This is a genomic window from Chryseobacterium aahli (assembly GCF_022699665.1).
Lineage (GTDB): Bacteria > Bacteroidota > Bacteroidia > Flavobacteriales > Weeksellaceae > Chryseobacterium > Chryseobacterium aahli.
In genome coordinates this window covers 120,751-133,551 of sequence record NZ_JALDNB010000003.1, presented here as the reverse complement: position 1 = coordinate 133,551, position 12,801 = coordinate 120,751, and the positions used below count along the sequence as shown (strand labels likewise).

Genomic DNA, 12,801 nt, shown 5'->3' with positions numbered 1-12,801 from the left:
GAACAACGAATTCTTTTAATTTAATTCAATACTAAATTTATCAATGATTTTGTAATCGCTTTTATCGTACATATCTCCGAATTTTTCTTTAAGAAACACTTCGGGATTTTCCTGTGATTTATAAATTTCTTTTTGCAGATCGACAGCTTTTTTACCTTTTAAAAGCGATTTCCAGGGATAACACTTTTCAATTCCAATAGTGTAAACGGTAATTTGTGAATCGGTGATTTTAAACTTTAAAAAATTTCTCTTATGTTTTAATACTCTGCTGCTTGAAGCTTCTGTAACGTGTTTTCCGAAAAAACGATAACAGAACCAGAGATAAAAACCGAAGAAAAATGATTGCAAAAGACCTAAAACAATAAACACAATAGATCTTCTTTCATTAAAATTTAAAAAGTCATTTGTTTTTTCTTCATCTAAATTGAAAAGATTGAATAATTGTGGAATTTTATTACTTAAAAAAGTTCCTATATTAACATTATCTATTTTCATACTGTCGTATAAATCTCTCATCATAAAAATCTGCAGGCAAAATGAAGATAAAAACATAATGCTGTACAAAAAATTATCGATCCAGATTTCTTTGCTAGATCGTTCTGGCGAGGCAACTTTATATACAATAAATGTTACGATGACAGGCATTAAAAGCAAAGCAAGAGTGCGAAGAAAAAAGCCATCATTATGCACATAAATATAGCTGCTGAAAAATGCAATGCCGATAAGCATTACAGTAAACCAAATATTATAAAATGGGAAAAGTAAATTATAATGGTTTAATTTCTTAGAATTTTCTTTATCTGGATAGGTTTTCTTTAATTTATAATTGACAAATTCACCGAATCGGGTGGTAAAATCAGGAATTCTTATCTTTTCCTGCAGAAAATCTGTAAAATGCCCGAAAGCACCACCTCCGCCAGAAGTTACCAAATGCTGGATGTCAATTTTTTCTTCTTCGCTTTTTGGAAAAAATTCGTAATGAGCGTAATGATGTATGTCTCCGCACAAAATCATTTTAAATTCTATTTCAAAATCTGGATTTTCTTCTAATACATGAGAATATTGAGCAGTCTTTTTCATTTCCATGATAAAATACTCTAAGCTATCCATCCTTTGTCTTCTTTTCCCACGGTCTTCACCAACATAGCCGTACCAATTGGGTTCAGCAATCAAAAGAATGAAATACTGCTTAATTTTGGTTTTCGTTTTTGCCAAATCTACGATGTATCTTACAAAATATTCCAATTGAGGAATATCCACATCTCCCATTAATTGATTATCCACACCCAAAATATGGACTCTATCGGTAAGTTTATATGCAAAATAGCTTCTTTGCTGAATCGTCTGGTAATATCCTACCCTTTTCTGCTGGCACATCATTCTGAAAAAAGCATTCAGACCATCATACCAATCGTGATTACCGGGAGTGGCAACAAGTAAGGTATTATTTTTAGCAAAACGTCCACCTTTCACATTCTGTTTATCAGATGGAAATAACAATCTGATAGGTCCTTTAAAACGATCAATATAATTGGTTTCAGTAGCATCTGGATACACCAAATCTCCTCCAACAACCAACATATCTGCTCTGTCAAGCTCTAAAAAACCTGTTCCGTACTGATAAGAAATTTTGTTGCGTGTAAGCGGATAAAAAACGTTCATTGTAGAATCAAAACCATCTCCAGTATCTGCCGTAAAATCAAACCAGAAAGCTTTTTCGCCATTCGATTTGTTGTCTAATTGCCTTTGAAACGGGACATCACTAAAATCTTTTCCGAAACTGTCCTGAACCTCTCTTTTATCAATGATAGAGAGTGTATCAGTAGAAAGCGACACTCTTTTGAAAGTATTGAGAAGTCCTGGAAGATTAAACCATTCAACACTATTTCTTGGGATAAAATAATAGCTGCTTGTTATCTTTTTCTCAGGCTCATTCATCAACTCATCCAATTCGTCTTTATAAAGAGAAATTTCAATGTGCTTGGGCTTAAAAAATCTGACCTCCCAAATTTTAATTAAGATCAACATTACCACAACGAACGCAACAATAATGAGGAGTATAATAATATAATTCATGACCTTCGTTTTTATTATTGGTTTATTTGTGTTGGCTTTCCTAAAGTTCTTATATTCAAAAGCCTTTTGAGCAGATCAAACCAAAAATTTGAACCCAGACTTATGGCAACTGCGGTAAGTAAAAATCCAAAAAATTTGGATAAAATATTCTGAAAATCGAAGTGATCATCAAAATATTTTTTATCCAAATTCTTTTCCCAACCTAACAATTGATGAGATTCGCTGATGAGGCTGTTATACTCTTCTCCTATTTTCTTTTTAATCACATCTGTTTTAGCTTTCGGAGCATCAGGATTTTCCTTGATGTAATCACTAGCAGATTGTACCAGTTCATTTCTTAATTTTTCGTCGTTATTAAGTTTTTGAATCATTCTCAAAGTATCTCCATTTACCGAAACAGCAATTACAAAACCCAAGAAAAGTAGGATATACTGTACTTTTCTGGAATACCAGGTGTTTGCACGAGCCATACATTCTTCAAACCATGCAGAGATTTCCTTCTTAAAGTTCACGACATCACCTTTAGATTTCTGAATTAGAAAACGGAGATGTGATTTTGTATTTTCAGCAAAAGGAGCTGCAGAGATTTTCGCTTCGATTACTGTAAGAGAATCTGAGAATTTCTCATCATTAATAAAAGTGAGAAACGTGTTGTAAAAATCTTCACACTTAAGATAACTGGGAAGCTTTTTAAATTTTTTTGAAATAAATCGATCCAGAAACGACCACGTTGTCACATCATCACCCAGAAAAAGAACGAGCGGCTGATCATAAAACTTGTTGATTTTTTCAGGATTTTCATTTTTGTTGAAGAGCATTTTTTCAATTGTACTTTTCAGCAATTCGCCTCTCATTCGCAGAAACGTAGAGATCATTTCCATAAAAACCATCGCAAAAATACTGAGTAGCAGATACACGAAGATAAGCCCGATGGCGACTTCAATTAATTTAAAGTTCATGGCGTTGATTATTATTAGTTATAATCAAATTTAAGTAATTTATAGATTGATTGATATACTACTTTATGGTGATTTCCTACCTACCAGATTATAAAATTTATTTACGAATCTGGAATATGTAGTTGATTTTTGTTAGATTTGTTAAAATCAATTACTACCATTTTTACATCAAATTATTTACAATGAGTTCTAAAAAATTCGTACTTTTTTTTTCTATTTTCACCCTTTATTTACAGGCTCAGAATTATTCTCAATACGTTAATCCGTTTATCGGAACAGGCGGTCACGGTCATACTTTTCCCGGTGCAATTGTGCCTTTTGGGATGGTTCAGCTTTCACCCGACACCAGAATTGACGGAAGTTGGGATGGCTGTAGCGGTTATCACTACTCAGATTCGGTGATTTACGGATTTTCGCACACCCATCTGAACGGAACGGGAGTTTCGGATTACGGAGATATTATGCTGATGCCGACAATGGGAGTTCCGGGACTGGCCCCGAAAGAATATTCATCAAAATTTTCTCATAAAAACGAGAAAGCTACGGCTGGATTTTATTCGGTTAAATTAGATAAACACAATATTGATGTACGTTTGACCACGACAAAAAGAGTCGGTTATCATGAATATAAATTTAATAAAACTGGAAACGCCAATATTATTTTAGATTTAAATCACAGAGATAAATTGCTGGAAGGTGAAGTAAGAATCATCGACAGCAAAACCATCGAAGTTTTCAGAAGAAGTGAAGCTTGGGCAACCAATCAATATATTTATGCAAGAATTGAGTTTTCAAAACCTATGAAAATCTCAAAAAAAGATTTCAACGGTAAAAATGAAAATAATACTTTCTCTGGGACTAAATTAGCTTTAGCTTTCACAACTGCTGTTAAAAGTGGCGAAAAAATCAGCGTGAAAGTGGCGATTTCTCCAACCGATTATGAAGGTGCCGGAAAAAACATGCTTGCTGAAGGAAAATCGAATGATTTTAACGAAATTCAAAATCAAGCAGTTGCAGATTGGAACAAAGAACTATCCAAAATTGAAGTCAAATCTGCCGACAAAGACAAACTGACAGTTTTCTACACCGCTTTATATCACGTTTTCACGCAACCCAATATCAATATGGATGTCGACGGAAAATACCGCGGGAGAGACAACAAATTTTACATGGCGAAAGATTTCGGATACTACTCCGTTTTTTCGCTTTGGGATACTTTCAGAGGCGAACATCCTTTAATGACATTAATCGACAGAAAACGAACTGCTGATTTTGTGAATACTTTCATTAAGCAACGTGAACAAGGTGGAAGAATTCCTGTCTGGGAACTTGCTTCCAACGAAACCGAATGTATGATTGGTTATCACGGTGTTTCTGTGATTGCAGATGCAATGGCTAAAGGAATTACAGGTTTTGATTATGAAAAAGCGTTTGAAGCTTCAAAAAATTCAGCAATGAAGGATATTTTTGGTTTAAATGCTTACAAACAAAATAACTACATCAGTATTGATGATGAGCATGAAAGCGTTTCTAAAACTGTCGAATATGCCTATGATGACTGGTGTATTGCTCAGATGGCGAAGATTTTAAACAAAAAAGAAGATTACGAATACTTCATGAAACGTTCTCAAAACTGGAAAAATCTTTACAATCCAAACAATGGTTTTATGCAGGCCAGAAAGAACGGAAACTGGTATGAGCCGTTTGATCCGAGAGAAGTGAATAACAATTACACAGAAGGAAATTCGTGGCATTATTCTTACTTCGTTCCGCAGGATATTCCGGGCTTGATTGAAGCTCATGGCGGAAAAGAAAAATTTGAACAATTTATTGATGCTATTTTCGCAGCTCCCGATAAAACGACAGGGAGAGAACAGGTGGACATAACTGGATTGATGGGACAATACGCTCAAGGAAATGAACCGAGTCATCACATCGCTTATCTTTATAATTTTGTTGATAAACCTCAAAAAACTGAAGAAAAAATCAAATATATTCTTGATAATTTCTACAAAAACACACCAGATGGTTTGATTGGAAATGAAGATTGCGGACAGATGAGCGCATGGTTTATTTTAAGCTCAATGGGAATTTATTCAGTTACTCCAGGGAAACCTGAATGGGAAACCGTAACGCCTTATTTTGATGAAATTAAACTTCATTTGGAAGATGGAACGACAAGAGTTATTACGAAAAGCACTCCAAAAAGTGAACTTAAACATTTAGGTTTTGAAAATGTAAAAGCTGCTAAAGATTTAAAATATACAGAACAAACCGCATCTCCGGTAATTGCTGCGGATCGACTGTTTGATTTTACGACTCAGGTGAAAATCAAACCTTTGAACGAAAAAGATAAAGTCTATTACATGACAATGGATGAAAATGATGCTAACGTTAGAAAAACTTTTAAAGTCTATAAAGAACCTTTCACGATCAGTAAAACGACACAGGTTTCAACGTACGCCGAAAGAAATGGCGAGAAAAGCGGAATCACCACAGCCAATTTCAACAGAAGACCAAACCATTGGGATATTACTATCAATGCTAACGTTAATCCTCAATACACAGCAGGTGGAAAACTGTCTATCATCGACGGCATCAACGGTGATGTAAATTGGAGAAAAGGCGAATGGCAAGGTTATCAGGGACAAACTGTAGAAGCGATTATTGATTTTAAATCACCTCAGCAAATCAATCACATTTCTTCAACCTACTTACAGGACAGCAGAGCATGGATTTTAATGCCTAAAAAAGTGGAATACTACGCTTCAATGGATGGGAAAACATTCATTCTTCTGAAAACTTTGGAAAATAACATTGATGCGAAGGATGAAACAGTTCAGGTGAAAGATTTCTCAACTGAAGTTCTTCCAACCGAAGCTCGTTATCTAAAGGTAAAAGCCTATCACTTTGGAAAACTTCCGGAATGGCATCAAGGAGCTGGTGGAGATGCGTATATTTTCGTGGATGAGATTGCTGTGAAGTAAAAATTCAGATATCTTATACAGTAAAACCTCTTTCGATTGGAAAGAGGTTTTTTTATTATGCTTTCATATAGTTTCAATCTTGTAAATCATCGTTAACTAAAAATTTAAAATTTGGATTTATAATTATATGATTTTTATTAATCTGATATAAAACTTTAAATTTAGAATCCCCATAATTCTCTTCTCGAAACAACAAAGTATTTGAAACAATTATATTTCCAATTTCATTTTTATCGAGAATAATGATTGAGTCTTTCATCTGATAATTCCCTCTTGTAATATCTGCTCCTACACCAGCATGGTCTACAAATTTATAAGTGCCATCTTTCCTAAATTCAAACCAAGCACCATTATAATCTCCGTCGTAACTTGCCTGAATTAGAACAGGAGAATTATCTCTCAAGCTAAGAACAAAAGCATTAATTGCAAAGGATATTAATATCAAAAAACCGATAATTGAAGGAGTAAAACTCTTAAATGATTTTGAAATGTTATATTTTTTTAAATCTTTATTGATACTAAAGCCAAGAAAAATTAAAAATAACAAAAGCAGAAATCCATAAATAAACTCCTGAAACACCATTTCAGTATCCGCATTTTGAATTCTCCACAGATTATAATAAAATCCAATAATCAGCATTGGAATTAAAAGCCAGTTTCTTTTTATCATTCTTATTTTTCTTAATTCATTCTTTCCGACCAATTCAACTCCTCAGGCAATTTTCTATCCGAAAATTCAATATGAATGACTCTCCTTTTCTTTCCATTCGTTGTGCGGTTTGAACCGTGAAGAAGAAGCGGTTTCATAATCATAACTCCGCCTTTTTCAACGTTGCAGATATTTTCTGTTTCCACATCCCAATCGATGGTTTCGGGTCTGTAAATTCCTTTTGCGTGAGATTTTGGAACTACTTTTAAGGCTCCATTATTTTCATCAGTATCGTCTAAATGAATTCTTATGGTAAAAATATTTTCAAGAATATCCAAAGGTGGCTGAACGGCAAACTGATTCTGTTTCGTTGTCCACGGACCAAAATTTTCCAGTTCAACTTTTTTATCAACCGAAATTGTTAAATCCTGATGATAGGCAACGTACCAGTTTGACTTTTCTGGTTTATCGAAGTAAATACTTTTAACAACAAAATAGTTTTCGCCAAAAATTTCTCTGATGATTGTTTTTAAATTTTCATTAAAAATCAAGTCTCTTACTTCAGGAATCTCCTTTAAAAACTGACGTATCGCAAAAAGGTCTTCCGATTTCCTAAACGTTTCTTTTGAAGTGTCAATACTTTGAATGACTTTACTTATTTTTCCAATTTCTTCCGTAGAAAAAACATTGCTGATAACGGAAAATCCTTTATCAGCAATTGTATTTTTATGTTGTTGTAAATTCAACATTGTAAGTTTAATTTTTTTGAGTCAAAGTTCTCTGCTCGTATTACTCATTACCAATTGCACATCATTCATATTTATAGATCTCCTCCATGGTTATCAAGCTGCCCTTCCCATTTAGAAACCGCAGAAGTTGCCAAAGCATTTCCTAAAACATTCGTCATACTTCTCGCCATATCACAGAAGTGATCGATTGGTAAAATTAAAGCAATTCCCTCAGGCGGAATTCCGAACATTGAGCATGTTGCCACGATAATAACTAAAGAAGCTCTCGGAACTCCGGCAATCCCTTTTGAAGTTAACATTAAAACCAAAAGCATGGTGATTTGTTGTCCGATAGACATTTCGATTCCGTAGATCTGAGCAATGAAAATTGATGCAAACGTCATGTACATCATACTTCCATCCAAATTAAATGAATATCCTAAAGGTAAAATAAATGACACTACTCTATTGTTACACCCAAATCTTTCTAATTCTTCAACCAATTTAGGAAAAACAGCTTCAGAACTTGTTGTGGAGAAAGCAATTAATAATGGAGATTTTATTCTTCTTAATAATTCAAAAAGACGTTTGCCTAAAATCAAATATCCAACCAATAAAAGCACAGCCCATAATACGGCTATCGCAAAGAAAAAGTCTCTGAGATAAATTGCGTAGACTTTAAAAATTTCAAAACCATTGGTCGCAACAACTGCTGCAATTGCTCCTAAAACTCCAAGCGGCGCAAACCACATGATATAACCTACCATTTTCAGTATTGCATGAGCAATGACATCAAATAATTTGATGACAGGTTGAGCATATTCGTCACCCAAATTCGCCAGAGCAACTCCGAACATAATAGAGAAAACTACAATCTGTAGAACTTCATTGGTTGCAAAAGCTTCAAAAATACTTTTAGGGATAACATGTTTCACAAAATCTTCCATTGAGAAACCTTTGCTCGATTTTAAAAGTTCGTCAGCAGACGCTGCATCCTGAATAGGAAGTTTCGTTACGTGGCCTGGTTCAAGCCAATTCACCAAAATCAAACCTATAAATAATGAAACGAGAGAAGCTGAAATGAACCAAAGCATTGCTTTTGACCCTACTCTTCCGATCATTTTGATGTCACTCATTTTGGCAATTCCCACCACCAAAGTTGTAAAAACCAATGGTGCAATGATCATCTGTACCAATCTGATGAAAATGGTTCCCAAAAGTTTGATGTTTTGAGAGAATGGTTTCGCACTTTCAGGATACTGAATGTGTACAAATCCACCAATTGCAACACCCACTACCAATGCAATGATAATTGCTATAAATAATTTATTCTGTCCTTTCATATATAGAGTTCAATAGCCACAAATATAATGGTTTTATTGATGAAGCCTAAACTTATGTTAAAATTACTTAAAATTCAATGAGAAAAAATTAATATACAGATAATGAAACAATTAAATTAAAACATTGATATATTTATTTATTTTTTAGATAAATGGTATAGATTTTATTATTACATTTGAGTCTAATTAAAACATTAAATTAAATCAATTATGAAAAAAACAATCGCAATGTCTGCCTTAGCTTTGGCAGTATCGTTTGGATCTATTTCGTGTAAAAAGAAAGTATCTGATGCTGATCTTCAGACCTCAGCTACTACAATTGTTGCTGCTAATCCTACTGCAACAGTAGAAGTAAAAGAAGGTGTTGCTCATTTAGGAGGAACATTCGCTTCACAAGCTGAAAAAGATGCAGCTATCAAATCTCTAAAAGAAATCAAAGGTGTAAAAGACGTACACGATATGGCGACTATCGCTGAGGTAGCTCCACCTCCACCACCGGTAGCAACTACGGCTGCTGTAGATCCTATGGTTCAGCAAAAAGTGAAAGATGCTTTGAAAGATTTCCCATCTGTGAAAGTAGAAGTAGTGAATGGAGAATTGACTCTTACAGGAACTGCATCTTCTGTACAAGCTAGAAAAATCAAAGAATCTGTAGATGCTTTGAAAGTTGGAAAAGTAAACTTTAACTATACTGTAAAATAATTAGAGATGAGCACATTACAAGATAAATATTCAAGTGTGGTTTCTGCAGCTCAGTCTGCGGGAGTTTCAAATCTTCAGGTTCAGGAGCAAGACGGTATCCTTTATGTTACAGGAAACGCTTCTAATACTGCAGCAAAAGATGCAGTTTGGAACGCGTTAGGAGCAATTGACTCTACCTATTCTGCTTCAGATATCAATATCGATGTACAGGTTGCAGGTCTTGCAGCTGGTGCAGCGCTTACGATTGCAACAGAAGACTCTAACCTAAACATCAGACAAGAGCCTTCTACAGAAGCTGCTATTGTTGGTAAAGCAGCAAAAGGTTCTTCAGTTACTTTAGTAGAACAAACTTCTGACGATTGGTGGAAAGTAAAAACTGCTGACGGACAAGAAGGTTACGCATACTCAAGATATTTGAAAGCATAAGTTTATAAAAACTCACGCTTTTCAGAAATATTTAACATTTAACATCTCCATTTGGGGATGTTTTTTTTATACTTTTGCGCATCAAAAATATTTAGATGAAAAAAATTCTATTGCTGTTGTTTGTTGTATTCAACGCAGTTTTACTTAATGCACAAAAACTCAGCATCGATGGTAAGGTTTCCAATTTTGAAAAAAAACCTGTGGAAAATGCCACCGTTTACCTTCTCAAACAGAAAGATTCATCCATCATCAATTACACCGCAACCAATCGTGAAGGTAAATTTTCATTAAAATATGACGAACTGAACGAACCAACCGTTCTTAAAATCGACGCAGAAAAACTCATCTCCTACTCCAAAAATTTTGAAAGCATCACGAAGTCGATGTCGCTGGGAGATATTGAACTTGAAAAAAATTCGGTATTTAACATTGAGGAAGTCACGCTCACTGCATCGCCTGTTAAAATTAAAAAAGATACTATTGAATTTAATGCTTCGGCTATAAAAGTAAGACCCGACAGCAAAATTGAGGAACTTTTAAAGCAAATTCCAGGTGTAGAAATCAATAATGACGGAAAAATTACCGTTAACGGAAAAGAAGTTGACCAAATTATGATCAACGGAAAACCTTTCTTCGACAAAGACGGAAAAATTGCCCTTCAGAATCTTCCGGCTGATATTATTAAAAACATACAGTTTACAACCACAAAAACCAAAGAAGAAGAACTCAGCGGAAAAGCAGCAAAATCTAATAATACGACCATCAATTTTAATATTGATGAAAAGAAAAATAAAGGATTGCTATCTCGTCTTACATTGGGCTACGGTTCGGATAAAAGATATGAAGGAAGCGGACTTTTAAGTTATTTTAAAAATGATACTAAGATTAGCCTGCTCGCGTCATCAAACAACATCAACTCTCAGGGGTTCTCTAACGATGAGGTTTTCGACAGTATGGGACACGGCAGAAATTCTTGGTTGATGCAGGGAGGAAGCGTCGTAACTTCAGGCGGAAATACCTATTACACTGATGGAAGCAGCGGAAATAACAAAGGAATTCAAAAATCGACGACAATAGGTTTTAGTTACAGCGATAAATTGTCTAAGAATGCCGAACTCGATAGATTCAGCGTAATGATGGCTGATAGCAATCTTGAGACGAGATCTAAAGTTTCTCGTACTACATTTCTTCCCGAATATACACTGAAAACCAACTCTGAAAATAATGGTGAGAACGATAACAGACAATATAGCTTCGATACTTCAGCTACCATCAAACTAGATTCACTTACGAGTATCTACTTTTCACCTTCGTTCTCAAAAACAAAAAGTTTTAATTTTAATAATTCGAAATCTAATACTTTACGAAATGACCTTCTGCTGAACGAAAATGAGTCTTTTACAAGTACAGATTCTGAGAATAATTCATTCAACCCGAATATTTATGTCACCAAAAGATTTAAGAAAAAAGGTAGATCTGTGTATGCCAATTTAAGCAGTTCGATTTCTGAAGCAAAGAGAGATCAACTGAATAAATCTCAGACGATTTTTTATCAAACGACAGATCCTGCCGATATAAGAAATCAGCTTTCTAAGACCAAAAATCAGACGAACAATTATAAATTTGGTACGGGGTATACTGAGCCGATTTCTGATTCTGCAACTGTTAGTTTAAGTTTAAATTACGAAAACAAGTTAGACAGCAATCTCAGAGATGTAAGCGATTTTGATCAGAATACAGGAAAATACTCTAACTACAATTCAGATTTGTCGAATATTATGAATCAGAAGATCAACGAAATTTCTCCGGAATTATCTTTTGAATTAAATAAAAGTAAACTTAATATCTGGGCAAATCTCGATTTTAAAATCACAGATATGAAGGTAAGTTCGGTTTTTGACGAGCAGCAGTATAATCTCCAGAAAAATTTTGCACTTCCTAATTACAGCATGAATGTGCAATATCAGTTTTCGCAAAACAAAAGACTTAGCTTTTACAACAGTGCACAGTACACGATACCCTCAGCAAATCAATTGACACCTTACGTAGATTTTGTGAATCCATTAATTGCTTATCAGGGAAATCCAGATCTTAAAAATTCTTGGAGTAACACTTCTTATTTATACTTTAATAATTTTAATATCGTAAAAAACATCAATTATTATATGAGTTTAAATTTCACTTATAAAAATAATGATGTAGTGAATTACTCCTACTTCGACGACTCTGGGAAACAATTTATCACCTACGCCAATGTGAGCGGAAACAAAAATCTCTACCTTGGCGGTGGCTTTTCGAAAACTTTTAAATGGAAAGAGAATAAATTGACCTTAAACCCAAGATTCAGCGTGAGCTATAATTACAGCCGAGGATTCATCAATGCTGTACAATATACCAGCAATTCTTACAACTTTAATCCCGGATTTAATCTTACGTATGAAATCAAAGATAAAATCACAATAAAACCATCATACAGAATTGGTTACAGTTTCTCAGATTATACAAACTATGATATTGGAAGGGTAAAAACCGCCAATCAGGTTGCAAAATTGGAGCTTACCAACTATATTTTTAAAACAAAACTGGTCTTTGGCAACGATTTTGAATACAACACAACGTCTAATATAGCACCAGGTTTCAAAAGAGATTTTTACTTCTGGAACACGAGTTTAGGATATTCTTTTTTCAATAAACAACTCACGGCAAAAGTGAAAGTGTATGATGTTCTGAACCAAAATCAAAGTGTAAGAAGAACGATCATGCCAGCTTATTTTGAAGATCGAGAAGACCTTATTTTAAAAAGATATATCATGTTTTCTCTCTCAATGAAGCTGAATAAGTTTGCAGGAAAAAAGACCAACGTAAAATAGACCAAACCAACCTTTTATATATTTGAAGTGATCAGGAGTAATTCTGGTCATTTTCTTTTTG

9 protein-coding genes are annotated in these 12,801 nt (G+C 34.3%); 4 read left to right on the top strand and 5 right to left on the bottom strand.

All coding sequences use genetic code 11. The features are described 5' to 3' along the window. Positions 1-15: 15 nt before the first annotated feature. Both MQX03_RS06715 and MQX03_RS06710 read right to left on the bottom strand, forming a co-directional pair. Complete coding sequence (locus MQX03_RS06715; RefSeq protein WP_242802221.1) at positions 16-2,076, bottom strand: metallophosphoesterase; 2,061 nt, start codon at positions 2,074-2,076, stop codon at positions 16-18. 14 nt (positions 2,077-2,090) lie between these two features. Further along, positions 2,091-3,035 carry a hypothetical protein gene (locus tag MQX03_RS06710; protein WP_242802220.1) on the bottom strand — a complete coding sequence of 315 codons (945 nt, stop codon included), beginning with the start codon at positions 3,033-3,035 and terminating at the stop codon, positions 2,091-2,093. A 182-nt stretch (positions 3,036-3,217) separates the two neighbouring features. Between MQX03_RS06710 and MQX03_RS06705 the strand changes: the two genes are divergently transcribed. Next, positions 3,218-6,022 (top strand): GH92 family glycosyl hydrolase, encoded by a 2,805-nt coding sequence (locus tag MQX03_RS06705; RefSeq protein WP_242802219.1) that lies wholly within the window; start codon positions 3,218-3,220, stop codon positions 6,020-6,022. 73 nt (positions 6,023-6,095) lie between these two features. Here the strand turns inward: MQX03_RS06705 and MQX03_RS06700 are convergent, their stop codons facing one another. The 3 genes from MQX03_RS06700 to MQX03_RS06690 all read right to left on the bottom strand — a co-directional run bounded on the left by MQX03_RS06700 (position 6,096) and on the right by MQX03_RS06690 (position 8,742). Then, a complete protein-coding gene (locus MQX03_RS06700) occupies positions 6,096-6,692 on the bottom strand; it encodes a hypothetical protein (protein WP_242802218.1) in 597 nt (198 codons plus the stop codon). Between the two features lie 11 nt (positions 6,693-6,703). Further along, a complete protein-coding gene (locus MQX03_RS06695; RefSeq protein ID WP_242802217.1) occupies positions 6,704-7,420 on the bottom strand; it encodes a phytanoyl-CoA dioxygenase family protein in 717 nt (238 codons plus the stop codon). A 71-nt stretch (positions 7,421-7,491) separates the two neighbouring features. Then, the gene (locus tag MQX03_RS06690) at positions 7,492-8,742 is read right to left on the bottom strand and encodes a dicarboxylate/amino acid:cation symporter (protein ID WP_129534630.1); all 1,251 of its coding nucleotides are present in this window, start codon (positions 8,740-8,742) and stop codon (positions 7,492-7,494) included. Between the two features lie 210 nt (positions 8,743-8,952). On the opposite strand from MQX03_RS06690, the gene MQX03_RS06685 reads away from it, so the two are divergent. The 3 genes from MQX03_RS06685 (at position 8,953) to MQX03_RS06675 (ending at position 12,740) form a co-directional block, all read left to right on the top strand. Next, complete coding sequence (locus tag MQX03_RS06685; RefSeq protein WP_129534631.1) at positions 8,953-9,444, top strand: BON domain-containing protein; 492 nt, start codon at positions 8,953-8,955, stop codon at positions 9,442-9,444. Between the two features lie 6 nt (positions 9,445-9,450). After that, a complete protein-coding gene (locus MQX03_RS06680) occupies positions 9,451-9,870 on the top strand; it encodes an SH3 domain-containing protein (RefSeq protein WP_129534632.1) in 420 nt (139 codons plus the stop codon). A 95-nt stretch (positions 9,871-9,965) separates the two neighbouring features. Continuing rightward, complete coding sequence (locus tag MQX03_RS06675) at positions 9,966-12,740, top strand: TonB-dependent receptor (protein ID WP_242802216.1); 2,775 nt, start codon at positions 9,966-9,968, stop codon at positions 12,738-12,740. Positions 12,741-12,801: the final 61 nt, after the last annotated feature.